General features: G+C 69.8%; 18 protein-coding genes. 11 read left to right on the top strand and 7 right to left on the bottom strand.

What is annotated here, in order from left to right; translation table 11 throughout:
* Both secD and secF read left to right on the top strand, forming a co-directional pair.
* Positions 1 to 1829 (top strand): protein translocase subunit SecD (gene secD, locus QWY80_RS10565; RefSeq protein ID WP_290231177.1); only part of this gene is annotated, 1829 nt, incomplete at its 5' end.
* Between the two features lie 9 nt (positions 1830 to 1838).
* Positions 1839 to 2762, top strand: coding sequence for a protein translocase subunit SecF (gene secF / locus QWY80_RS10570; RefSeq protein WP_290231179.1), 924 nt, complete (start codon positions 1839 to 1841; stop codon positions 2760 to 2762).
* A gap of 200 nt (positions 2763 to 2962) precedes the next feature.
* Here the strand turns inward: secF and QWY80_RS10575 are convergent, their stop codons facing one another.
* Both QWY80_RS10575 and QWY80_RS10580 read right to left on the bottom strand, forming a co-directional pair.
* The gene (locus tag QWY80_RS10575) at positions 2963 to 3424 is read right to left on the bottom strand and encodes an META domain-containing protein (RefSeq protein ID WP_290231181.1); all 462 of its coding nucleotides are present in this window, start codon (positions 3422 to 3424) and stop codon (positions 2963 to 2965) included.
* Positions 3418 to 3858, bottom strand: a complete 441-nt coding sequence (locus QWY80_RS10580) for a VOC family protein (protein ID WP_290231183.1) — start codon at positions 3856 to 3858, stop codon at positions 3418 to 3420. The genes QWY80_RS10575 and QWY80_RS10580 overlap by 7 nt, the downstream gene beginning before the upstream one ends.
* A 104-nt stretch (positions 3859 to 3962) precedes the next feature.
* Here QWY80_RS10580 and QWY80_RS10585 point away from each other — a divergent pair, with 104 nt between their 5' ends.
* Together QWY80_RS10585 and QWY80_RS10590 are read left to right on the top strand one after the other, a co-directional pair.
* Entirely contained in the window at positions 3963 to 4502 is a 540-nt protein-coding gene (locus QWY80_RS10585; protein WP_290231186.1) for a DNA-3-methyladenine glycosylase I, read from the top strand.
* Positions 4503 to 4565: 63 nt separating this feature from the next.
* On the top strand, positions 4566 to 5633 hold the full coding sequence (locus tag QWY80_RS10590) for a metal-dependent hydrolase (RefSeq protein ID WP_290231188.1): 1068 nt from the start codon (positions 4566 to 4568) through the stop codon (positions 5631 to 5633).
* Positions 5634 to 5687: 54 nt separating this feature from the next.
* Here the strand turns inward: QWY80_RS10590 and QWY80_RS10595 are convergent, their stop codons facing one another.
* The 3 genes from QWY80_RS10595 to metE form a co-directional block, all read right to left on the bottom strand.
* Complete coding sequence (locus tag QWY80_RS10595; protein ID WP_290231190.1) at positions 5688 to 6296, bottom strand: FMN-dependent NADH-azoreductase; 609 nt, start codon at positions 6294 to 6296, stop codon at positions 5688 to 5690.
* A gap of 104 nt (positions 6297 to 6400) precedes the next feature.
* Positions 6401 to 7138 carry a COG3650 family protein gene (locus tag QWY80_RS10600; protein ID WP_290231192.1) on the bottom strand — a complete coding sequence of 246 codons (738 nt, stop codon included), beginning with the start codon at positions 7136 to 7138 and terminating at the stop codon, positions 6401 to 6403.
* A gap of 96 nt (positions 7139 to 7234) precedes the next feature.
* On the bottom strand, positions 7235 to 9532 hold the full coding sequence (metE, locus tag QWY80_RS10605; RefSeq protein ID WP_290231195.1) for a 5-methyltetrahydropteroyltriglutamate--homocysteine S-methyltransferase: 2298 nt from the start codon (positions 9530 to 9532) through the stop codon (positions 7235 to 7237).
* Between the two features lie 104 nt (positions 9533 to 9636).
* On the opposite strand from metE, the gene QWY80_RS10610 reads away from it, so the two are divergent.
* Positions 9637 to 10551: a LysR family transcriptional regulator gene (locus tag QWY80_RS10610; protein ID WP_290231197.1), complete on the top strand. Its 915-nt coding sequence runs from the start codon at positions 9637 to 9639 to the stop codon at positions 10549 to 10551.
* Here QWY80_RS10610 and QWY80_RS10615 read toward each other — a convergent pair.
* Positions 10548 to 12170 carry an ATP-binding protein gene (locus tag QWY80_RS10615; protein WP_290231199.1) on the bottom strand — a complete coding sequence of 541 codons (1623 nt, stop codon included), beginning with the start codon at positions 12168 to 12170 and terminating at the stop codon, positions 10548 to 10550. The two genes, QWY80_RS10610 and QWY80_RS10615, sit on opposite strands and share 4 nt — an antisense overlap.
* A 3-nt stretch (positions 12171 to 12173) precedes the next feature.
* Positions 12174 to 12887 carry a winged helix-turn-helix domain-containing protein gene (locus tag QWY80_RS10620; protein ID WP_290231201.1) on the bottom strand — a complete coding sequence of 238 codons (714 nt, stop codon included), beginning with the start codon at positions 12885 to 12887 and terminating at the stop codon, positions 12174 to 12176.
* 339 nt (positions 12888 to 13226) lie between these two features.
* On the opposite strand from QWY80_RS10620, the gene QWY80_RS10625 reads away from it, so the two are divergent.
* The 6 genes from QWY80_RS10625 to QWY80_RS10650 all read left to right on the top strand — a co-directional run bounded on the left by QWY80_RS10625 (position 13227) and on the right by QWY80_RS10650 (position 23017).
* Positions 13227 to 16145 (top strand): ribonucleoside-diphosphate reductase subunit alpha, encoded by a 2919-nt coding sequence (locus QWY80_RS10625; RefSeq protein ID WP_290231203.1) that lies wholly within the window; start codon positions 13227 to 13229, stop codon positions 16143 to 16145.
* A 181-nt stretch (positions 16146 to 16326) separates the two neighbouring features.
* Positions 16327 to 17586, top strand: a complete 1260-nt coding sequence (locus tag QWY80_RS10630) for a ribonucleotide-diphosphate reductase subunit beta (RefSeq protein WP_290231205.1) — start codon at positions 16327 to 16329, stop codon at positions 17584 to 17586.
* A 120-nt stretch (positions 17587 to 17706) separates the two neighbouring features.
* Positions 17707 to 18015: a hypothetical protein gene (locus tag QWY80_RS10635; protein WP_290231206.1), complete on the top strand. Its 309-nt coding sequence runs from the start codon at positions 17707 to 17709 to the stop codon at positions 18013 to 18015.
* Positions 18016 to 18153: 138 nt separating this feature from the next.
* On the top strand, positions 18154 to 19281 hold the full coding sequence (locus QWY80_RS10640; protein ID WP_290231208.1) for an efflux RND transporter periplasmic adaptor subunit: 1128 nt from the start codon (positions 18154 to 18156) through the stop codon (positions 19279 to 19281).
* A gap of 7 nt (positions 19282 to 19288) precedes the next feature.
* The gene (locus tag QWY80_RS10645) at positions 19289 to 22372 is read left to right on the top strand and encodes an efflux RND transporter permease subunit (protein ID WP_290231211.1); all 3084 of its coding nucleotides are present in this window, start codon (positions 19289 to 19291) and stop codon (positions 22370 to 22372) included.
* Positions 22373 to 22390: 18 nt separating this feature from the next.
* Positions 22391 to 23017: a CerR family C-terminal domain-containing protein gene (locus QWY80_RS10650; RefSeq protein ID WP_290231213.1), complete on the top strand. Its 627-nt coding sequence runs from the start codon at positions 22391 to 22393 to the stop codon at positions 23015 to 23017.
* Positions 23018 to 23247: the final 230 nt, after the last annotated feature.

The raw sequence follows: 23247 nt of genomic DNA on the forward strand, positions 1-23247 counted from the left end.
GGAAGTATCTGCTGATACTCATCGTCCTCCTCGTCGGCCTGGTCTACTCGCTGCCCAACCTCTTCCCCGAGGATCCGGCGATCCAGATCAGCAGCGACCGGGGCGACAGCACCGTCGACGCGCGCCAGCTGGAGCGCATCCAGGGCTCCCTTCGCGATGCCGGCATCGACATCCAGTCCGTCGAGCGCAGCGAGACCAGCGTGCTGATCCGCCTCGACGACGCCGATGAACAGCTCGCCGCCCGCGATCGCGTCGCCGCCCTGCTCGGCGACGACTTCGTGGTGGCGCTGAACCTGGCCGAATCCACCCCGGAGTGGCTGCAATCGCTCTCCGCCTCGCCCATGACCCTGGGCCTCGACCTGCGCGGCGGGGTGCACTTCCTGCTGGAGGTGGACATGGAGGCCGCGGTGACCCAGCGCCTCGAGGTCAACGCCAGCGCCATGCGCGAGCTGCTGCGCGACGAACGCATCCGCTACCGCGACACCCAAATCGACGAGCGGACCCTCACGCTGACCTTCACCGATGCGGAGGATCGTGACGCGGCCCGCCAGTTGATCGCCCGGGAGTTCCCCGACTTCCAGTACGAGAACCTCGGCGACGGGCGTGGCGCCGAGCTGGCCATGACCCTCACCGACCAGTCGGTCGAGGAGATCCAGGACTATGCGATCAACCAGAACCTCACCACCCTGCGCAACCGCGTGAACGAACTGGGCGTGGCCGAGCCGCTGGTGCAGCGTCAGGGCCCCGACCGCATCGTCGTCGAGCTGCCCGGCGTGCAGGACACCGTGGCCGCCAAGCGCGTGGTGGGCGCCACCGCCAACCTGGAGTTCCGCCTCGAGGCCCGCCCCGACACCCCGGACAACGAGACCGAGAGCTTCCCGTTCCGCAACCAGCCGGAGCGCAGCGCCGACCTGATGCGCGACGTCATCATCACCGGCGACAGCGTCTCCAGCGCCAACCGCAGCTTCGACGAGAACGGCCGCCCCCAGGTCAACATCAACCTGGACGGTACCGGCGGCACCCTGATGAACCGCGCCACCCGTACCAACATCGGGCGCAACATGGCGGTGCTGTTCATCGAGCACAAGACCCGCGACCGCGTGGAGATGCAGGACGGCGAGGAGGTGATCGTCCGCGATCCCTACACCGAGCGCGGCATCATCAGCCTGGCCACCATCCAGAGTGCGCTGGGCAACAGCTTCCGCATCACCGGCCTCGACTCGCCCACCGAGGCGGCCGAACTGGCCCTGCTGCTGCGCTCCGGCTCGCTGGCGGCGCCCATCTACTTCGTGCAGGAGCGCACCATCGGCCCGAGCCTGGGTGCCGAGAACATCGAGCGCGGCGTGATGTCGGTGCAGATCGGCCTGCTGCTGGTGGTGCTGTTCATGCTGATCCGCTACAAGGTGTTCGGCGTCTTCGCCAACCTGGCGCTGGCGCTGAACCTGACCCTGCTGGTGGCGGCCATGTCGCTGCTCGGCGCCACCCTGACGCTGCCCGGCATCGCCGGCATCGTGTTGACCCTGGGCATGGCGGTGGACGCCAACGTGCTGATCTTCGAGCGAATACGCGAGGAGCTGCGCGGCGGCCTGTCGGTGCAACAGGCGATCCACGCCGGCTACGAGCGCGCCTTCAGCTCCATCATCGACGCCAACATCACCACACTGCTGGTGGCGGTGATCCTGTTCTCGATCGGCACCGGGCCGGTCAAGGGCTTCGCCGTGACCCTGTCGCTGGGGATCCTCACCTCGCTGTTCACCGCCCTGCTGGTGACCCGCGCCATGGTGAACCTCGTCTATGGCGGCAAGCCGGTCAAGAAGCTCTGGATTTAAGAGGTGATCATGAAAACCCTGATCGACCGACAGTTCGACTTCATGGGCAAGCGGTGGGTCGCCTTCGCGATCTCCGGCCTGCTGATCCTGGCGTCGCTCGTCTCGCTGCTGCTCCAGGGGCTCAACCTGGGCCTGGACTTCACCGGCGGCACCCTGGTGGAGGTGCGCTATGCCGTGGCTCCCTCCCTGGACGCGGTGCGCCAGACCCTGGAGGGCGCCGAGTTCCGCGATGTCTCGGTGCAGACCTTCGGCGCCACCAACGAGGTGCTGATCCGCCTGCAGCAGGCCTTCGACCCCGAGGTGGGCAACCGCGTGGTGGAACTGCTGCGCGAGGGCGGCGACCGGGTCGACCTGGTGCGTGCCGAGTTCGTCGGCGCCCAGGTGGGCGATCAGCTGCGCGACCAGAGCGGCATGGGCCTGCTGGTGGCGCTGGGCATCGTGATGCTCTACGTGGCCTTCCGCTTCCAGTACAAGTTCGCCATCGGCGCCCTGCTGGCCCTGATTCACGACGTCATCGTCGTGGTCGGTGCCTTCTCGCTGTTCCAGTGGGAGTTCGACCTGACGGTGCTGGCCGCCCTGCTGGCGGTGATCGGCTACTCGCTCAACGACACCATCGTGGTCTACGACCGCATCCGCGAGTCGATCCGCAAGTCGCGCATCGACGACATGCCGGCGATCTTCAACGAGGCGATCAACCTGACCCTGTCGCGCACCCTGGCGACCTCCGGCACCACCCTGCTGGTGCTGATTGCGCTGCTGCTGCTGGGCGGCGACATGATCCAGAACTTCTCCATCGCCCTGATCTTCGGCATCGTGGTGGGCACCTTCTCCTCCATCTACGTGGCCGCGGCCCTGCTGCTCAGCGTGAGACTGCAGCGCGAGGACCTGATCCCGGCCAAGAAGGAGGATCCCGAGGCCGAGGAGCTGCCCTAGCCTGCGCCGAGCACCGCAGCATGATGGCTCCATCGCTGCTGGCGCACACGAAGAACCCCCGCCGGACTCGCGCCGACGGGGGTTCTGTATTGCCAATGCCCGGTTGACTGCCGCCAGGAGGCCTCCGGCCCCCATTCGCCCAGCAGAGCTGGCCTCCTAGTCGGTGTCTCTGCTGCGTCCTGGCAGCCTGCGGGCCCTTGCTAGCCGTCCTTTCGCCAGCCACCCAGCACCCGCTGGTCGGGGCCGAAGAACACCAGGCGGTCGTGGTCGATCAGGTAGCGATAGGCGGTCTCCAGCATCCCGGTGACGCGGCGGGCGTCCGCCTGCCGGGAACAGTCGCGCCGGGTCGTGGCCAGTTCGGAGAACTCGATGCGCTGCTTCTCGCCCAGGCGCACCTGGCCGGTGATCCGGTTGCAGCCGTCGCTGCCGCTCACCCGGCCGTTCCGGTCCACCTCGAACCAGGGCGTCTCGGGCAGGGAGAGCCGCTCGTCGGTGCCGACCAGCAACAGGTTCCAGCGCTGCTCGACCACCGGGCCCTCGAGGGCCGCCGAGGACGACTCGGTCGGCTGCACGGCCTGGCCGCCGCAGGCGGCCAGGGTCGCGGCGGCCAGCAGGCCCAGCAGCGGGCGGAAGTCACGAACGGACTGCGTGAGACCTACCATGTGCCGGTGTTCTCCATGGAGGCCCAGGGCTCCTGCGGCGGCAGGGCATCGCCCTTCTGCAGCAGCTCCACCGAGATGCCATCGGGGCTCCTCACGAAGGCCATGTGGCCGTCGCGGGGCGGGCGGTTGATGGTCACCCCGTTCGCCTGGAGCTTCTCGCACAGGGCGTAGATATCGTCCACCCGGTAGGCCAGGTGACCGAAGTTGCGCCCGCCGGTGTACTCCTCCGGGTCCCAGTTCCAGGTGAGCTCCAGCTCCGGCGCCTTGAGCTCGGCAGAGCGCGCCTCGTCCTCCGGGGCGGCGAGGAAGACCAGGGTGAAGCGCCCCTTGTCGTTCTCCTTGCGGCGCACCTCCGTGAGGCCCAGCAGGTCGCAGTAGAAGTGCAGCGAGGCGTCCAGGTCGCTGACGCGCACCATGGTGTGCAGATACTGCATGACGGTTCCTTCTCCTGTGCGGTGGATCGGTGACTGTACTCGTCGAGGGTGGGGTATGGCACGATTGTCGCCACTCTCTCTCTCGCGATGCAAGGACCCTCGGCATGAGCGACTACTGTGACCTGGCCCCGGGTCATCCGTTTCATGGCCCCTACCACGATCACGAGTACGGCTTCCCGGTGGCCGACGACGACGCCCTCTTCGAGCGCCTGGTCCTCGAGATCAACCAGGCGGGGCTCTCCTGGCTCACCGTGCTCAAGAAGCGCGAGGCCTTCCAGGCCGCCTTCGACGGCTTCGCCATCGACCGGGTCGCGGCCTACGGCGAGGCCGAGCGCGAGCGGCTGCTCGGCGATGCCGGCATCATCCGCAACCGACTCAAGGTCGAGGCGGCGATCCACAACGCCGGCGTGATCCAGGCCATGCGCGACGAGCATGGCAGCTTCCGCGCCTGGCTGGAGCACCACCACCCGCTCGGCCACGCCGACTGGGTGAAGCTGTTCAAGCGCACCTTCCGCTTCACCGGTCCGGAGATCGTCGGCGAGTTCCTGATGAGCACCGGCTACCTGCCCGGTGCCCACCGCGACGATTGCCCCGTGCAGGCGCACATCCTGGCCGCCGAACCCGCCTGGGCACGCCGGACCTGAACGGGAACCGCCCGCCGCCCACGGCATCACAGGAAGGCGGCGAAGTCCCAGGGAGTTCACGATATGGATCCTGTTACCCAGGTGGCGCTGGGCGCCTCGATCGGCGGTGCGGTGCTGGGCCGGCGGCTCGGCCGCAAGGCGGTGCTGATCGGCGGGGCGCTGGCGGCGCTGCCCGACCTGGACGTGCTGATCGACTACGGCGACGCCGTGGCCAACGTCACCGAGCATCGCGGCTTTTCCCACTCGCTGTTCGTGCTGGCGGGGCTGGCCACGGCCCTGGCCCTGCTGGCGGAGCGCTTCGCCCCACCGCGGGATGTCTCGCTGCGTCGCTGGTGGGCCTTCTTCGGGCTCTGCCTGCTCACCCATCCGCTGCTCGATGCCCTGACCACCTACGGCACCCAGCTGTGGTGGCCGCTGGACGTCAGGCCGACGGCCTGGCCCATCGTGTTCATCATCGACCCGCTCTATAGCCTGCTGCTGCTGGCCGGCGTCGGCGTCGCCCTGGTCACCGGCAAGGCCCGGCGCGGCCCGACCTGGGGCCTGGCCCTGGCCAGCGCCTACCTGGTCTTCGCCTTCGGTGCCAAGCAACTGGTGGAGCAGCGCCTCGAGCCGGTGCTAGCCGAACGCGGCCTGCAGGACGCCCCCCGGCTGGTCCAGCCCACCCCCTTCAATACCCTGCTGTGGCGCGCCACGGTGGTGGAGGGCGACCGCCATCTGGAGGCCCTGGTGGGGGTGCTGGATGGTGACGAGCCACCGCTGGTGGAGACCTATCGGCGTGGCGCCGAGCTGGAGGAAGCCGCGCTGGCGAGCGAGCGGGGGCGGCGACTCGACTGGTTCGCCGGCCCCTTCCTGCGCTACGAGGTGCGCGAGTTCGACGGCCGCGCGACCCTGGTGGCCACCGACCTGCGGCTGGGCTTCCCCGGCTTCCATCCCTTCGCCTTCACCCTGGCCAGCCGCGACGGCGACGGCTGGCGGCCGGTGACGGCCTCCGTCCAGCTGGAAGGGGCATCACGCCGCGACCGCGAGGCCCTGACGCGGCTGGGCCGGCGTATCCTCGCCCCACTGCCGGCGCTGTGCACCAGCGATTTCGTTGCCGAGGAGTGGCGCCTGGAGGTGCCGGCGATGTGCTGACACGCCGACGGGGCGGCCCCGAGGCCGCCCCGTCCGCTTCCCGCTTGTCGTCCGTTACAGGCGCGCTACCAGGCCGGCGATGCCCTGACGGGCCTCCGCGAGGGCACTGTCGCGATGGTTGCCGCCCATGGCCAGGCCCTCGGCGAAGACGGTGTCCACCTCGGTGATGCCGATCAGCCCGAGCATGGCCTCGAGATGCGGCAGCTGGCTGTCCAGGGGGGTCCCGGCGTACTGGCCGCCGCGGGCCAGCAGCAGCACGGCACGCTTGCCCTCCACCAGGCCCTGGGGGCCCTTCGCGGTGTAGCGGAAGGTCTCGCCGGCGCGCAGGATGCGGTCGAACCAGGCCTTGAGCTGGCTGGGGATGCCCAGGTTATACAGGGGCACCGCCAGTACCACCACGTCGTGCTCGCGCAGCTCACTGATCAGGGCGTCGGAGCGGGCCGCCAGCTGGCGCTGGGAGGCCGAGCGCTCCTCGGGCGCCACCTGCCAGCTACCCAGCTCGTCCAGCCCCAGGTGGGGCAGCTCCTCGGCCACCAGGTCGCGGTGGGTCGCCTCGAGGCCGTCGCGCTCGGCGGCCAGGGTGAGGAAGTGCTCGGCGAGGGCCTTGGACTGGCCGTTCTCGCCGAGGATGGAGGCGGTGATAACGAGGGCACGGGTGGTCATGACGATCTCCTGTAGGGCGTTGTCAGGCAATGATCGTCATAATAGGTGTATTTTTTGCGATAAAAAGCGCAAAAAACCGCACCCTTCGTTCGATAAAACCGAAACTAGAGGGCGATGCCCTGACCGCAGCCCCGGTACTGCTCCCCGTCGACGGTCAGGGTGACCCGTGCCGGGAAGGGCTCGCCGCTCATGTCGTCGAAGCAGGCCCCCGCCTCGACGCGCAGCTCGAAGGGGGTGTCGGCCCGGCCGCTGGCCAGGATCACCCGGCCCGCGCCGTTGTCCAGCGTGGTCACCCGGTAGGGCAACGTCAGCTGGCGCTCGCCGTAATCCAGGGTCAGGCTGGCCTCGGGGCGATCGTGGGCCAGGCTGACCATCCAGCCCGGCTCGTTGCCCCGGGCATGGAACATCACCCCGGGACGGTCACGCCGCGTCAGCGCGCGCCGCCGCATGTGCGCCTGGCACTCCAGCCGCCCGCGGGGGCTCTCGACGATGGCGCCGTCGCCCTTGTTCCAGAAGCTCAGCTCGCCCTGCTGGTAGCGCGCCCCGCTGGCCACCACCGCCGGCGCCAGACGCCAGGCGCCGTGGGCCGACCAGAGGCGCAATTCTTCCCCATCGGGGGCAGCGGTGACCAGGTCCTGATCCGGCGTGCAGTGCCAGGCGGTGAAGGCCTCGGCACCACCGGAAAACAGGGTCGAGGGCATCAGCGGGGCCGACTCGGCGTCGGGCCGGGGCGTCGGTGTGGCCCCCGGGCCGGCGGCACAGCCCGCCAGCGCCAGGGCAGAACTCCCCATCAATGACAGGATCAGCGAGCGGCTCGGGAGGGGGCAAACGCGAGATGGCATGGCGGCTCCTTGCATACCTTGGGCAACGGCGAAGGACCGGAAGTCCCTGAAGCACAAGGATACCAGGCTATCGCCGTCGCGGTTCCCACTCTGCGATCACGCCAGCCGGCTGCGCAGCCGCCGGGCCGCCTCCACCATATTGGCCAGCGCCGGCTCCACCTCCTCCCAGCGGCGGGTCTTGAGACCGCAGTCGGGGTTGACCCACAGCCGCTCGACGGGGATGCGCTCGGCGGCCTTCTCCATCAGCGCCACCATCCAGTCGACCTCGGGGACATTGGGCGAGTGGATGTCGTAGACGCCGGGGCCGATCTCGTTGGGATAGGCGAAGTCCTGGAAGGCGTCGAGCAGCTCCATGTTCGAGCGCGAGGTCTCGATGGTGATGACGTCGGCGTCCAGGGCGGCGATGGCAGCGATGATGTCGTTGAACTCCGAGTAGCACATATGGGTGTGGATCTGGGTCGCGTCGCCCACCCCGGACGAGGCGAGCCGGAAGCAGTCCACCGCCCAGTCCAGGTAGGCCTGCCACTCGCTGGCGCGCAGCGGCAGCCCCTCGCGCAGCGCCGGCTCGTCGATCTGGATGGCGCGGATGCCCGCCGCCTCCAGGTCGCACACCTCGTCGCGCAGGGCCAGGGCGATCTGCCGACAGGTAGTCTCGCGAGGCTGGTCGTCGCGCACGAAGGACCACTGCAGCATGGTCACCGGACCGGTGAGCATGCCCTTCATGGGCTTGTCGGTCAGCGACTGGGCATACTCGCTCCAGGCCACCGTCATGGGCCCGGGGCGGCTGACGTCACCGACGATCACCGGCGGCTTGACGCAGCGCGAGCCGTAGCTCTGCACCCAGCCGTAGCGGGTGAAGACGTAGCCCTCGAGCTGCTCGCCGAAGTACTCCACCATGTCGTTGCGCTCCGGCTCGCCGTGCACCGGCATGTCGAGCCCCAGCGCCTCCTGGCGCGCCACCGCATGGGCGATCTCCTCGCGCATGCGTGCCTCGTAGGCCTCCCGGGAGAGCTCGCCGGCCTTGAAGGCGCGACGGGCGCTGCGGATCTCCGCGGTCTGGGGGAAGGAGCCAATGGTGGTGGTGGGAAAGGGCGGCAGTTTCAACGCCCGGCGTTGGGCCGCGGCACGCACCGGATAGGCGCTGCGCCGCTCATGGTCGGCCGGCCCGACACCCGCCAGGCGGCTGGCCACCTCGGGGCGGTGGATACGGGTCGACTCGCGGCGCGCCTGCAGGGCCAGGGTGGCGGCCTCCAGGCGCTCGCGGTCCTCCGGGGTCGCGCGACCGTCGAGCAGGCGCGTCAGGCTCACCGTCTCGTCGAGTTTCTGGGGGGCGAAGGCCAGCCAGCCCTTGAGCGCCGGCTCCAGTTCGGTCTCGCGTTCGAGGTCCACCGGCACGTGGAGCAGCGAGCAGGAGGGGGCGATCCACAGCCGCTTGCCGAGCCGCATGCGCGCGGCCGCCAGGCCCTCGCGCAGCAGTGCCAGGTCGGCACGCCAGACGTTGCGGCCGTCGATGGCGCCCACCGAGAGCACCTTGTAGGCGGGCAGGCGGTCGAGCACCGCCTCGAGCTGCTCGGGGGCACGCACCGCATCGATGTGCAGGCCGTCCACCGGCAGGCCCACGGCCAGGCCCAGGTTGTCGCCCAGCCCGCCGAAGTAGCTGGCCAGCAGCAGCTTCACGGGGCTGCGCCCCAGCACGCTGTAGGCGGCCTCATAGGCCTGTTGCCAGTCGTGGGGCAGGTCCTGCACCAGGGCCGGCTCGTCGAGCTGCACCCACTCCACGCCCTGCTCGGCCAGGCGGGCGAGGATCTCGCCGTAGACCGGCAGCAGGGCGTCGAGCAGGCTCAGGCGATCCAGCCCCGCGTCGCGGGCCTTGCCCAGCCACAGCCAGGTCAGGGGCCCGAGCAGGGTCACCTTCACCGCATGGCCCTGGGCCCTGGCCTCCTCCACCTGGTCGAAGAGCCGGCTGCTGGCCAGGTGGAAGGTCTGGTCGGCGTGCAGCTCCGGGACCAGGTAGTGGTAGTTGGTATCGAAATACTTGGTCATCTCGCAGGCGGCGGCGGGCTCGCCACTGGGGGCCCGGCCACGGGCCATGCGGAAGGCGGTATCCAGGTCCACCTCGCCACGGGCCACCTCGTCCCCGGCGTCGAAGCGGGCCGGCACGGCTCCCAGGGTCACGGAGAGATCGAGCACCTGGTCGTAGAAGGCGAAGTCACCCACCGTCACCAGGTCGAGGCCGGCCTGGCACTGATCGGCCCAGTGGCGGGCGCGCAACTCGCGGCCGGTGGCCTCCAGGGCCTCGCGGTCGAGCTCGCCTCGCCAGTAGGCCTCCACGGCCCGTTTCAGTTCGCGGTCCGCACCGATGCGCGGGTAGCCGGCAATATGAGCCTTGGTCATGTATAACAGCCTTTTGCATGAGTGATACCGTGAAGTCTGGCTGGCCACAAAGAGTGAATCAAACTAAACTTTCTAATCTTGAAAATGAAAACGGCTCACTCTTCATGCTCGAACTCCGCCATCTTCGCACCCTGGTCGCCCTGCGCGACGCCGGCTCCCTCGTCGAGGCGGCCGAACGCGTCCACCTGACCCAGTCCGCCCTCTCCCACCAAGTCAAGGACCTGGAGGAGCGGCTCGGCAATCCGCTGTTCGTGCGCAAGACCCGGCCGGTGGAGTTCACCCGGGCCGGCCAGCGCCTGTTGACCCTGGCCGAGCAGGTGCTGCCGCTGGTGCGCATGGCCGAGCGCGACCTGGCGCGCCTGGCCGGCAACGAGCAGGGCCGGTTGCACATGGCCATCGAGTGCCACAGCTGCTTCCAGTGGCTGATGCCCACCATCGATCATTTCCGCAACCACTGGCCGGAGGTGGAGATCGACATCCCCGGCGGCCACCACTTCGACCCGCTGCCGGCGCTGGCCCGCGAGCAGCTCGACCTGGTGATCACCGCCGATCCGCAGCCACTGCCCGGGGTGCACTACGAGCCACTGTTCCGCTACGAGGGCCTGCTGGCGGTGGCCCGCCAGCACCGTCTCGCCGGGCGGCCCTGCGTGACGCCGCCGGACCTGGCCGAGGAGACCCTGATCACCTATCCGGTGGAGCACTCACGGCTAGACGTCTTCACCCAGTTCCTCGACCCCGCGGGCGTGCGGCCCCAGGAGGTACGCACCGCCGAGCTGACGATCATGATGATGCAGCTGGTAGCCAGCGGCCGCGGCGTCTGCGCGCTGCCCAACTGGGCACTCACCGAGTACCTGGAGCGGGACTACGTCAAGGCGGTGCCGCTGGGCGAGAAGGGGGTGTGGAGCACGCTGTTCGCGGCGATCCGCGAGGAGAGCCGCCAGGCCCCCTGGATGGAGGACTTCCTGCGCACCGCCCGGGAGACCTCCTTCGCGGTGCTGGAGGGGATCAAGCCGGCCTAGGAGCCTGTCGGACTTCCGGCGCGCTGGGGCAGCAGCAGGGTGAAACGCGCTCCCCCCAGGTTGGGGCTGTCGTCGACGGCCACGCTGCCGCCGTGCCAGTTCATCACTTTCTGGACGATGGAGAGGCCCAGGCCGTAGCCGCCCGAGCGGCGGGTGCGGCTGTCATCGAGGCGCGCGAAGGGCTTGAAGATCGCCTGGCGCTCGGCCATGGGGATGCCCGGCCCATCGTCCTCCACGTCGATCCTCACCAGGTGGGGCTCGCGACGCAGGCGGATCACCACCCGCGAGCGGGCATGGCGACAGGCATTGACCACCAGGTTCTGCACGGCGCGCTGCAGATAGCGCGGCTCGGCCACCGCCTCCACCTCCGGCCCCTCGGCCAGTACGATGGCGAGATGGCCGTGAAGGGGTCTCAATCCCTCGATCACCCGCTCGACCATGGCCCGGCAGTCGATCAGGGTGGCGTCCATCTCGCGGCCGTTGACGGCGTCGCTGCCCAGGCGGGCATAGGTGAGGATCTCGTCGATCAGCCCGTCCAGTTCCTCGATGTCGCCGTCGATGCCCTGCAGTTGCCGCCGTACCGCCTCTTCGTCGGTCATGTCCTCGACCATCTGCACGGCGAAGCGGATGCGCGCCACCGGGGTGCGCAGCTCGTGGGAGACGGCACGGATCATGTCCTGCTGGGCGCGCAGCAGCGACTGCACCTGGGCGGCCATGCCGTTGAGCGCCATGCCCAGCCGACCGATGAAGTCGCCGCTCTCCACCTTGACCCGGGTGTCCAGCCGGCCGGCGGCGATGCGCGAGGCGGCCAGTTCCAGGCGCGCCATGCGCGCCTCCACGCCGCGCACGATCAGGTAGATGGTGGCGCCCAGCACCGCCAGCAGGATCATCACCAGCAGCAGTTGCAGCGAGCCCGGCATCGGCTCGAAGGCCTCCACCGGGCCGACGACCAGCCAGGTGGCGTCGCCGCTCATATCGGTCAGCGCCAGGTACATGGCCATCGACCAGCGGCCGGGCAGCAGGCGGATCACCACCTCGCCGTCGGAGAGCCGCCCCAGCTGGTAGGCGTCCAGGCCCGAGGGCGGCGTCTCGCTGAGGCTGGCCGGGATGCTGTCCCCGACCACCCGCTCGAGCCGGGCCTGGCGCTCCTCCGGCGGTACCTTCGCCAGCCACTCGCCGAGCAGCTCGGTCAGCCCGCGCAACTGGTGCTCGCTGAGGTTGGTGAGGTCCACCTGCAGCAGCCGCTCGCCGTCGGGCAACAGCTTCTGCAGGCGCCAGCCCTGCTCCTCCCGGGACTGCAAGAGCACCCCGCCGCGCTCCAGCCGGATACGCGAGAAGTAGTTGAGCGGGACCCTGTCCAGCGGTTCCACGGTGGCCGCCATGTCCAGGCGACGGGCCTGGGCGACCAGCCAGCTGGGGTGGGATTCGGGGGGCAGGGCCGCCAACTGCTGGGTGAGCAGGCGCATCGGCGCCTCGGCCAGCTGCTCGCGATGGGCCTCGCGACGCACCTGGTCGACCAGCGCCACGCCCAGCAGGGCCAGGCCGAAGGTCAACAGCAGGGCCAGCGCCAGCAGCAGGTAGACGCGCAGGAAGGTGCTGTCGGCCAGGACCCGACGCATGGATCAGGGTTCCTTGACGAACAGATAGCCCTTGCTGCGTACCGTCTTGATGCGGTGCGGCTGATTGGGATCGTCGCCGATCTTGGGGCGGATGCGCGAGACGCGCACGTCGATGGAACGATCCTGGCCGTCGTACTTGATGCCACGCAGCTGGGAGAAGATCTCCTCGCGGGTCAGCACCCGCCCGGCGTTGCTGGCCAGCAGCCACAACAGGTCGAACTCGGCGCTGGTCAGGTCGATGCGCTCGCCCTCCAGCCATGCCTCACGGGTGGCGTTGTCGATCTCCAGGTTGCCGAAGACCAGGCGCGTCTCGCCGCTCGCCTCGGCGGCCTCGGTGCGGCGCAGCAAGGCCCGCATGCGCGCCAGCAGCACCCGAGGCTGTACCGGCTTGGGCACATAGTCGTCGGCGCCCATCTCCAGGCCCAGCACCTGGTCCATGTCGTCGGTGCGGGCGGTCAGCATCAGGATCGGCCCCGGATACTCCCCGCGCACCCGCCGGCAGATCGACAGGCCGTCCTCGCCGGGCAGCATGAGGTCGAGGATCACCAGGTCCGGCTGCAGGGCCAGGATCCGCTCGACCCCACGGGCGCCGTCGGCCTCCAGGGAGACGCGGAACCCGTTGGCCTCCAGGTAGTCGCGCGTCAGGTCGGCCAGGCGCTCGTCGTCCTCGATGATCAGTATGTGTTCCTGTCCATGCGATTCCAGGCTGTCGTCCATCCTCGTGTCCACTCTGGTGGGCGATTGATCGGGGCGACGGGTCTCCCTCGGGATCCTATCGCCATCCTCTAAAGCATACCCGAAATCCCGGGCGCCGCCTTCCTGTCTCAAATACGCGACAGTCACCGCCCCGCGTCTCTCCCGCCTCACGCGGCCGGCCCATGGCGTCCCCCGGAAGATCACAGGCCATCCACAGGTTATACACTTGATGGATGCCAAAAGGCACACTATCTTGTGTTCCCAAGTCGCAACGGCACTACATGATGTAGCCCTAGCCGTGAAACGCGATGCTGTCAACCGTCCGCTTCGACCATTCGACCAGACAGGGAAACCGGCGCCATGGAAACCATCGCCCCCCCGGACCAGACGTCCGTCTCCGTCACCGCCCCGCAGGCCCTGCGCGTCATCAAGCGCACCGGCGACGTCGTGTCCTTCGACGCCGACAAGATCGCCGTGGCCATGCGCAAGGCCTTCATCGCCGTGGAGGGCGACGACGCCAGCGCCTCCTCACGGGTCCGCGAGCTCGTCCAGCACGCCGTGGCGGGCATCGAGCAGGCCTTCCGGCGTCGCCTGCCCGACGGCGGCACCGTGCACATCGAGGACATCCAGGACCAGGTGGAGCTGGCGCTGATGCGCGCCGGCGAACAGAAGGTGGCCCGCGCCTACGTGCTTTACCGCGAGGAGCATGCTCGTGCCCGCGCCGCCGCCGGCGACATCGCCAAGCCCCACCCCAGCCTCAACGTCACCCTGGCCGACGGCAGCACCCGTCCCCTGGACCTGGGGCGTATCGAGACCCTGGTGGTCGACGCCTGCGAGGGGCTCGCCAACGTCGCCCCCACGCGCATCGTCGAGGAGACCCTGAAGAACCTCTACGACGGCGTCACCGTCGATGGCGTCTCCCAGGCGCTGATGATGACCGCCCGCACCCTGGTGGAGAAGGAGCCCAACTACACCTACGTCACCGCGCGGCTGCTGCAGGACAACCTGCGCCGCGAGGCGCTGGCCTTCCTGGGCATCGCCGAGGAGGCCACCTTCGGCGATATGGCCGCGCTCTACAAGCCGGCCTTCCTGGCCTACCTCGAGCACGGCATCGAGTTCGAACAGCTCGACCCGCGGCTGGCCGAATTCGACCTGGAACGGCTGGCCGAGGCGCTGGACCACACCCGCGACAACGCCTTCACCTACCTGGGCCTGCAGACCCTCTACGACCGCTACTTCATCCACCGCGACGAGGTGCGCTACGAGCTGCCCCAGGTGATGTTCATGCGCGTGGCCATGGGCCTGGCACTCAACGAGGACGACCGCGAGACGCGCGCCATCGAGTTCTACGAGCTGCTCTCCAGCTTCGACTACATGGCCTCCACGCCCACGCTGTTCAACTCGGGCACCGTGCGCAGCCAGCTCTCCTCGTGCTATCTCACCACCGTGCCCGACGACCTGGACGGCATCTACAGCGCCATCCGCGACAACGCCCTGCTCTCCAAGTGGGCCGGCGGCCTGGGCAACGACTGGACCCCGATCCGCGCCCTGGGCTCCTGGATCAAGGGCACCAACGGCAAGAGCCAGGGCGTGGTGCCCTTCCTCAAGGTGGTCAACGACACCGCCGTGGCGGTCAACCAGGGCGGCAAGCGCAAGGGCGCCGTCTGCGCCTACCTCGAGACCTGGCACCTGGACATCGAGGAGTTCATCGAGCTGCGCAAGAACACCGGCGACGACCGCCGCCGCACCCACGACATGAACACCGCCAACTGGGTGCCGGACCTGTTCATGAAGCGGGTCTTCGACGACGCCGAGTGGACGCTGTTCTCGCCCTCCACCTGCCCGGACCTCCACGACCTCTACGGCGCGGCCTTCGAGAAGCGCTACCAGGAGTACGAGGAGATGACCCGCACCGGCCAGCTCAAGCTGTTCAAGCGGGTCCGCGCCAAGGACCTGTGGCGCAAGATGCTCTCGATGCTGTTCGAGACCGGCCACCCCTGGATCACCTTCAAGGATCCCTGCAACCTGCGCAGCCCCCAGCAGCATGCCGGGGTGGTGCACTCCTCCAACCTGTGCACCGAGATCACCCTCAACACCAGTCCCGACGAGATCGCGGTGTGCAACCTGGGCTCGGTCAACCTGGCCCAGCATATCGTCGACGGCGAGCTGGACGGCGACAAGCTGAAGAAGACCGTGCGCACCGCCGTGCGCCTGCTCGACAACGTCATCGACATCAACTACTACGCGGTGCCCCAGGCGGAGCGCTCCAACTTCCGGCATCGTCCGGTGGGACTGGGCATCATGGGCTTCCAGGACGCCCTCTACGCCCAGGACATCGCCTACGCCTCGGAGCGGGCCGTCGAGTTCGCCGACCGCTCCATGGAGCTGGTGGGCTACCACGCCATCGAAGCCTCCAGCGACCTCGCCGCCGAGCGCGGCCGCTACGCCAGCTTCGAGGGCTCGCTGTGGAGCCAGGGCGTGCTGCCCATCGACTCCATCGAGAAGCTCAAGGCCGAGCGCGGCGAGCAGTACATCGAGGTGGACACCTCGGCCACCCAGGACTGGGAGCGCCTGCGCGAGAAGGTGGTCGCCCAGGGCATGCGCAACTCCAACGTCATGGCCATCGCCCCCACGGCGACCATCTCCAACATCTGCGGCGTCTCGCAGTCCATCGAGCCGACCTACCAGAACCTCTACGTGAAGTCGAACCTCTCCGGCGAGTTCACCGTGGTCAACGCCTACCTGGTCGACGACCTCAAGGCGCGCGGCCTGTGGGACGAGGTGATGATCAACGACCTCAAGTACTACGACGGCTCGGTACAGCCCATCGAGCGGGTGCCCGAGGACCTCAAGGCCAAGTACGCCACCGCCTTCGAGGTGGAGCCCAAGTGGCTGGTGGAGGCCGCCGCCCGGCGCCAGAAGTGGATCGACCAGGCCCAGTCGCTGAACCTCTACATCAAGGGCGTCTCCGGCAAGAAGCTCGACGTGACCTATCGCATGGCCTGGTTCCGCGGCCTCAAGACCACCTACTACCTGCGCGCCCTGGGCGCTACCGCCGTGGAGAAGTCCACCGTGGACCGCGGCAACCTCAACGCGGTGAGCAACGCCGCCCCCGGCCCGGTCCCGGCGGCGAGCCCCGCGCCGGAGCAGCGCGCACCCTCGGCGCCCGGTAGAGAGCCCCGCGGCGTGGAGGACTTCCTGACCGGCAAGGCAGGAACCGGCTCGCGTGCACCGCGTGCGGGAGAGATCGATGACCTGGGCTGCGAGGCGTGTCAGTAAGCGCCTAGCGAGAGGGAGGGTCGCGTCCTTCCTCCTCGCGTCAACCACTACCGCCGTAGGAGGGCAATTCATTGCGCGACTGGCGCCGCCAGGCGCCCCAGGGCACCGCACCATGGCCGCTTCCGTCGCGCAGCCGAGCTGCCCGCCTACTGCCAGCAGGATCACTGTCGGAGAAGAACGCATGCTGAACTGGGACGAGTTCCACGAAGACGAGACCGCGGTCGCCGAGCAGCCGGCGTCCGCCGCCGAGCAGCCGGCCGCCGCCGAGCCGGCACCGGCACCGCAACCCCAGGCCGCGCCGGAGGGCGTGGGCGAGAGCGCCGGCCGCTACGCCGTCGCCGAGGAGGACCGCCTGGCCCGCGCCCGCAAGTCGCTGGACGAGCTCGACGTGGCCGCCGGCCTCGAGGAGCTGGAGATGGGCGCGGCGCGCATCGAGGTCGACGACAAGAAGATGATCAATGCCCGCGCCGACCTCAACCAGCTGGTGCCCTTCAAGTACGAATGGGCCTGGCAGAAGTACCTGGACGGCAGCGCCAACCACTGGATGCCCCAGGAAGTGAACATGAACGCCGACATCGCCCTGTGGAAGAGCAGCGACGGCCTCACCGCGGACGAGCGGCGCATCGTCGAGCGCAGCCTGGGCTACTTCTCCACCGCGGATTCGCTGGTCGCCAACAACCTGGTGCTGGCGCTCTACCGCCTGATCACCAACCCCGAGTGCCGCCAGTACCTGCTGCGCCAGGCCTTCGAGGAGGCGATCCATACCCACGCCTACCAGTACTGCGTGGAGTCCCTGGGCATGGACGAGGGCGAAGTCTTCAACATGTACCGCGAGGTGCCCTCGGTGGCCGCCAAGTCCGCCTGGAGCCTCAAGCACACCCAGTCCCTGGCGCGCCCGGACTTCAACACCGGCACCCCGGAGACCGACCAGGAGCTCTTGCGCAACCTGATCGCCTTCTACTGCGTCACCGAGGGCATCTTCTTCTACTGCGGCTTCAGCCAGATCCTCTCCATGGGTCGGCGCAACAAGATGACCGGGGTGGCCGAGCAGTTCCAGTACATCCTGCGCGACGAGTCCATGCACCTGAACTTCGGCGTGGACATGATCAACCAGATCAAGATCGAGAACCCGCACCTCTGGACGCCGGAATTCCAGGACGAGGTCACCCAGATGATCCTCGAGGGCACCGAGCTGGAGATCGCCTACGCCCGGGACACCATGCCCCGCGGCGTGCTGGGCATGAACGCCGCGATCATGGAGGAGTACCTGCACTTCATCTGCAACCGCCGCCTCGCGCAGATCGGCCTCAAGGAGCAGTTCCCGGGTGCCGAGAACCCCTTCCCGTGGATGAGCGAGATCATCGACCTGCGCAAGGAGAAGAACTTCTTCGAGACCCGCGTCACCGAGTACCAGGTCGGCGGCGCGCTGAGCTGGGATTGAGAGGCGACCCGCCATGGCGATGCTCACTCCCGCCACCCGATGATGACGCCCCGTCCGGCTCCGCCGGACGGGGCGTTTTTCATGGCCCCGCAAACCGGCAAGACAACGGAGGGCAATACGATGCAATCGGCTCGAACCGCAGCACCCCTCGCTGGCGAAGCCCAGGCCTGGCAGATCGCCCTGGATCGCGCCCTGGCCGCCCACGGTGGCCCCCAGGCCCTGGCCCACTACCCCCACGTGGCCTTCGCCTTCCCTTCCGCCTCTCCCAACCCCTACACCCGCGACCATCCGCTGATCGACTACCGGGAGCTCAAGGAGTGGGCCAGCTCGCGTGGCTGGCGGGTCCGCCCCGCCCCGGAGCGGGCGTCGGACGGCCAGAAGTACCGCCCACCGGTGCGCTTCACCCGTCAGCCGGCCCGCTACCATTGAACCGCGGGGGCCGCACGACGGCCCCTGCATCCGACACGTCGCCGCCGTCCCGATTCCCCGGGGCGTCGGCGACGTTGCGGTTTAATCAATTGATTAATACACTGCCGGAACACCCCTCGCAGAGTCCGGAAGGCCGCCATGTCCCTCATCGGTTGCCGCTCATCCCGTCGGCCGGTCGCCCCGCTCGCCCTGCTGCTGGTCGCGCTCGGCCTGGTGGCCGGCTGTACCCCCGAGGAGACGCCCCCCGAGGAGCGACCGCGGGTGGTGGCGACCCACCTCGTCCAGCCCGCCGACGGCCCCACCCTCACCCGCCTCTCGGGCCGCGTGCGGGCGGCGCGACGCACCACCCTGAGCCTCGAGGTCGGCGGCGAGCTGGCCAGCCTCACCGAGGTCGGCGAGGCCTTCGCCGCCGGTGACGCCCTGGCGACGCTGGACGACGAGCGCTACCGGCTGACCCGGGAGCGGCGCCGCGCCGAGGTTCGCGAGGCCGAGGCGGTCCTCCGCGAGAAGCGCCAGGACCACGATCGCCTGCGGGACCTGGCGGCCCGCGACTTCGCCAGCCGCGCGCAGCTGGATGCCGCCCGGGCGGCCCAGGAGAGCGCCGAGGCGCGCCTGGCCACCGCCCGGGCCGTGCTGGCGCTGGCCGAGCGCGACCTGGCCCAGGCCCGCCTGCGCGCGCCCTTCCGCGGCACGGTCGGCCGGCGCCACGCGGAGCCTGGCGAGCGGGTCGAGGCCGGCCAGCCGCTGCTCGAGGTGGTCGCCGACGGCGCAGGCTTCGAGGTGCGCACCAGCGTGCCCGAGACCCTGGTCGGGGAACTGCGCCCGGGCTCGCGGCACCGGGTGACGCTGCCCGCCCTGGGCGGCGAGACGCTCACCGCCACCCTCGCCCACCTGGGCCCCCAGCCGGCCTCCTCCAACGACTATCCGCTGATCCTGCGCCTGGAGGCACCGCCTCCTGGCGTCCGCGAGGGCATGACCGCCGAGGTCACCCTGGCTACCCCGGCGGCGGGCGGCGCAGGCGATCCCGGGGTCCGGGTGCCGACCACCGCCCTGGTGCATGGCGAGGCGGGCCCCCATGTGCTGCGCCTCGACGCCGACGACCACCTGGAGCGGGTGGCGGTGACGGTGGTCGCGCTAGGTGACGGCCTGACCGCGGTGCGCGGCGCGCTCCGGCCCGGCGAGCGCGTTGTCGCCCGCGGCGCCGAGTTCGTCACCGCCGGCGAGCGCGTCACGCCGCTGGAGACCGGCCCCGAGCGCTACCACTGAGGCCGCCATGAACCTGACCCAGCTCGCCCACCGCCGCCGCCCGCTCTTCTACCTGGCCACCCTGATCGCCATGCTCTACGGCGCCGTCAGCTACTTCACGCTGCCGACCCGCGAGGACCCCGCGATCACCATCCGCGAGGCGGTGGTCACCACCGAGTTCCCGGGCCTGCCCGCCGAGCAGGTGGAGGAGAACATCACCAAGCCCCTGGAGGCCCACATCCGCACGGTGGGCGAGGTCGAGGAGATCCGCTCCACCTCGATGCGGGGGCGCTCGATCCTCCATGTGGAGATCCGCGACCGCTACTTCGACCTCGATCAGATCTGGGACGAGGTGCGCAAGCGGGTCGAAGAGGCCCGCGACGAGCTGCCGGAGGGTACCCGGGCGCCCCGGGTCGACGACGACTTCGGCGAGGTGGCGGTGGTCACGGCGGCACTGGTCGCCCCGGACTTCCCCCAGGCCGAGCAGCAGGAGATCGCCGAGCACGTGCGCGCTGCCCTCTACGGCGTCGAGGGCACGCGCAAGGTCGAGCTGCTCGGCGTGCAGCCGCGGCGGGTCTTCGTCGACATCCACCAGCAGCGCCTGGCCGAGCTGGGCCTCGGCCCCGGCGAGCTGGCCGGCCAGCTCCAGCAACGCAACATCTACCCGCCCGGCGGGGTGCTGGAGGCCGGCGAGCAACGCCTGGCGCTGCAGGTCTCCGGCGAGTTCGCGAGTCTCGAGGCACTGGGCGATGCCGAGATCCGGCTATCCGAGGGCAGCACCCTGCGGCTGCGCGACCTGGGCGAGATCCACCGCGGCTACGCCGAGCCGGTGGAGCGCCCGGCCTACTTCGACGGCGAGCCGGCCATCGTCTTCGCCGTCTCCGTCCTCGACGGGGTCAACGTCCTCGACTACGGCGAGGCCATGACCGCGCGCCTGGCGTCGCTGCGCGAGGAGCTGCCGGCCGGCTATCGCCTGGAGGTCATGACCTTCCAGCCCGACCAGGTCGCCAACGCCGTCTACGGGGTGAGTGCCAGCGTGCTGCAGACCCTGGGGGTCGTGCTGGCAGTGGTGATCCTCTTCCTGGGCGTGCGCACCGGCCTGATCGTCGGCGCCCTCATTCCCGCGGTGATGCTGGTCACCCTGGCGATCATGGGCCTGGCCGAGATGACCCTGCAGCGCGCCAGCCTGGCCACCCTGGTGATCGCCCTGGGGCTGCTGGTGGACAACGCCATCGTCGTCGCCGAGGACTTCAAGACCCGCCTGGCGGCGGGCGACGACCGCGACCGGGCACTGCGCGAGACGGGGCGCGAGCTGGCCCTGCCGCTGCTGACCTCGACCCTGACCACCATCCTGGTGTTCCTGCCGCTGATGCTCGCCGAGCATGTCGCCGGCGAGTACACCCGCTCGATCTCCATCGTCATCGCCATCACCCTGCTCGCCTCCTGGCTGCTGTCGCTGACCGTGACGCCGGCGCTCTGCCACCGCTTCCTGCATGTCCCGGCCCGGGGCGAGGCGCCGGCCGCCAACCTCTCCGACCGGCTGTTCCGGGGCATGGCGCGGCGCTACGAGGGACTGCTGCGCCGCCTGCTGGCCCACCGCCTCGCCTGCCTGGTGGTCATGGCACTGGCCCTGGCGGCGGGGGTGGCGCTGATGCAGACGGTGCCGCAGAAGTTCTTCCCCGACTCGGACCGCGACCAGGTGCTGGTCACCCTGGACTTCCCCTCCGACATCGCCGCCGACGCGGCCGACCGCCGGCTCCAGGCCATCGCCCGGGAGCTGGGCGAGGTCCCGGAGCTGGCCGACGAGATTACCGGTACCGCCGCCTACGCCGGCTTCGGCGGGCCACGCTTCGTGCTCTCGCTGACGCCCCTGGACCCGGCCCCCAACAAGGGCTTCATGGTGGTGAACGTCGCCGACCGCGAGCGGGTCGAGCCGGTACTGGAGGCGACCCGCGACTTCCTGGCCCGCCGCCACCCCGACGTCGCCGCCCAGGTCACCCGGATGTTCCTGGGCCCCTCGGACAGTCGCCTGCTGGAGGTGCAGGTCAAGGGGCCGGACCGGGAGGTGCTCTATGCGGCCGCCGGCCGGGTGGAGGCGCTGCTGGCCGGGCTGGACGGCGCCCTGGACGTGCGCCAGAGCTGGGAGGCGCGGATCCCGGCACTGGCTGTCGAGGTGGACCAGGCCCGGGCGCGGCGCGCCGGGGTGACCTCGGAGGACATCGCCCGATCGCTGGCGGGGGCCATCGACGGCTACCACCTCAGCCACTTCCGCGAGGGCGACGACATCGTGCCCATCGTGCTGCGCTACGCCGGGGCCGACCGCGCCAGCCTGGAACGGCTGCGCTCGCTGACCGTCTACCCGCTGGAGGCGCCCGGGGCCGGGGTGCCGCTCGGCCAGGTGGCCGACGTCGCCCTCACCGACGGCTACTACCGCATCGATCGCGAGAACCTGGTGCGCACCGTCACCGTCTCGGCGCGCAACCGCCACCTGACCGCCGAAGACATGGCGCCACGCCTGGCCGAGGGGCTCGACGAGCTCGAGGCCGAGCTGCCCGCGGGCCACTGGGTGGAGTTCGACGGCGTGGTGAAGGAGTCCGCCGAGGGGCAGGCGGCGCTGCAGGCCAACCTGCCGGCCTGCCTGGGGGCGATCTTCCTGCTGCTGGTGGCGCAGTTCAATTCGCTCAAGCGCCCGCTGTTGATCGTCGCCACCATCCCGCTGATCATCACCGGGGTGGCCCTGGGCCTGCTGGCGCTGCGCGCCGACTTCGGTTTCATGGTGATGCTGGGCATCTACAGCCTGGCCGGGATCATCGTCAACAACGCCATCGTGCTGATCGACCGCATCGACATCGAGCGCGGGACGCCGGGGCTCGACGACCTGGACGCCGTGGTCCGGGCCGCCTCGCGCCGCCTGCGGCCGATCCTGATGTCGGCCGCCACCACGGTGCTCGGCTTCCTGCCGCTGATCCTGGGCCGCGACCCGCTGTTCTACGGCATGGCCGGCGCCATGGCCTTCGGCCTGGGCGTCGGCACCCTGATGAGCCTGGGGCTGGTGCCGGTGCTCTACACCCTGGCCTTCGGCATCGACACCCGGCCGAGCCGCGCCCCCTGACCGCCCCGAGGAGAGACGATGTCCGAGGCGACCCGCGAGAAACTGATCGACGCCGGCATCCGGCTGTTCGGCGAGCAGGGCTATGAAGCCACCACCACCCGCCGCATCGCCGAGGCCGCCGGCGCCAACATCGGCTCCATCGCCTACCACTTCGGCAACAAGCACGGCCTCTACCTGGCGGCGGCCCGGCATATCGCCGGCGAGCTGCGCCAGCGGCTGGGGCTGGCCGACGCCACCGACCGGGGCGTGCCGGAGAGCCGCGAGGCGGCCCGCGAGGCGCTGCGCGGCATCGCCCGCCGCATGGTGCGTACCTTCGCCGAGGAGGACGAGTGCCGCCACTGGCTGCTGATGGTGGTGCGCGAGCAGGTGCGTCCCGGCGAGGCCTTCGAGATCCTCCAGGCCGAGGCCTTCGGCATCGTCCAGGCCAGGCTGGCCGCGCTGATCGCCCGGCTCACCGGCCAGGCCGCCGACGACCGCCGGGTGATCCTCGAGACCCACACCCTGGTGGGCCAGATCGTCTTCTTCCTGATCGCCCGCGAGCCGCTGCTGCGCCGCCTGGGGCTGCGCGCCTTCGATGCCGCCACCCTGGCCGACATCGAGGCCGTGGTGGAGGCCCACCTGGAGGGCTACACGCCCCGCCGTTGAGGGTGCGGCGCCCCTCGCTGTCGGCAACTGCGATAGCCCTGGCTTGCTCGGCCCGGCTATTGAATCGGCAGGCACTTCGGGCCCAGACTATCCGGCGGCGTGCCTCTTCCGGGAGGCCGCGCCACCCACCGTGAGGAGGCCCCATCCATGGAGAAGAGCATCATCAAGCGAGTCTATGTGCCGACCCATATGCGCCGGCTGCCCAGCGGCGAGCGCGTGACCGTACCCGG

It is taken from the genome of Halomonas ramblicola, from assembly GCF_030409215.1.
Taxonomy (GTDB): Bacteria; Pseudomonadota; Gammaproteobacteria; order Pseudomonadales; family Halomonadaceae; genus Halomonas; species Halomonas ramblicola.

Coding starts and splice junctions, on each gene's coding strand:
- QWY80_RS10635 (WP_290231206.1), top strand. CDS start 17,707: ATGCAATCGGCTCGAACCGCAGCACCCCTCGCTGGCGAAGCCCAGGCC.
- QWY80_RS10575 (WP_290231181.1), bottom strand. CDS start 3,424: ATGGTAGGTCTCACGCAGTCCGTTCGTGACTTCCGCCCGCTGCTGGGC.
- metE (WP_290231195.1), bottom strand. CDS start 9,532: ATGACCAAGGCTCATATTGCCGGCTACCCGCGCATCGGTGCGGACCGC.
- QWY80_RS10645 (WP_290231211.1), top strand. CDS start 19,289: ATGAACCTGACCCAGCTCGCCCACCGCCGCCGCCCGCTCTTCTACCTG.
- QWY80_RS10615 (WP_290231199.1), bottom strand. CDS start 12,170: ATGCGTCGGGTCCTGGCCGACAGCACCTTCCTGCGCGTCTACCTGCTG.
- QWY80_RS10585 (WP_290231186.1), top strand. CDS start 3,963: ATGAGCGACTACTGTGACCTGGCCCCGGGTCATCCGTTTCATGGCCCC.
- secF (WP_290231179.1), top strand. CDS start 1,839: ATGAAAACCCTGATCGACCGACAGTTCGACTTCATGGGCAAGCGGTGG.
- QWY80_RS10600 (WP_290231192.1), bottom strand. CDS start 7,138: ATGCCATCTCGCGTTTGCCCCCTCCCGAGCCGCTCGCTGATCCTGTCA.
- QWY80_RS10580 (WP_290231183.1), bottom strand. CDS start 3,858: ATGCAGTATCTGCACACCATGGTGCGCGTCAGCGACCTGGACGCCTCG.
- QWY80_RS10595 (WP_290231190.1), bottom strand. CDS start 6,296: ATGACCACCCGTGCCCTCGTTATCACCGCCTCCATCCTCGGCGAGAAC.
- QWY80_RS10640 (WP_290231208.1), top strand. CDS start 18,154: ATGTCCCTCATCGGTTGCCGCTCATCCCGTCGGCCGGTCGCCCCGCTC.
- QWY80_RS10590 (WP_290231188.1), top strand. CDS start 4,566: ATGGATCCTGTTACCCAGGTGGCGCTGGGCGCCTCGATCGGCGGTGCG.
- QWY80_RS10630 (WP_290231205.1), top strand. CDS start 16,327: ATGCTGAACTGGGACGAGTTCCACGAAGACGAGACCGCGGTCGCCGAG.
- QWY80_RS10610 (WP_290231197.1), top strand. CDS start 9,637: ATGCTCGAACTCCGCCATCTTCGCACCCTGGTCGCCCTGCGCGACGCC.
- QWY80_RS10625 (WP_290231203.1), top strand. CDS start 13,227: ATGGAAACCATCGCCCCCCCGGACCAGACGTCCGTCTCCGTCACCGCC.
- QWY80_RS10650 (WP_290231213.1), top strand. CDS start 22,391: ATGTCCGAGGCGACCCGCGAGAAACTGATCGACGCCGGCATCCGGCTG.
- QWY80_RS10620 (WP_290231201.1), bottom strand. CDS start 12,887: ATGGACGACAGCCTGGAATCGCATGGACAGGAACACATACTGATCATC.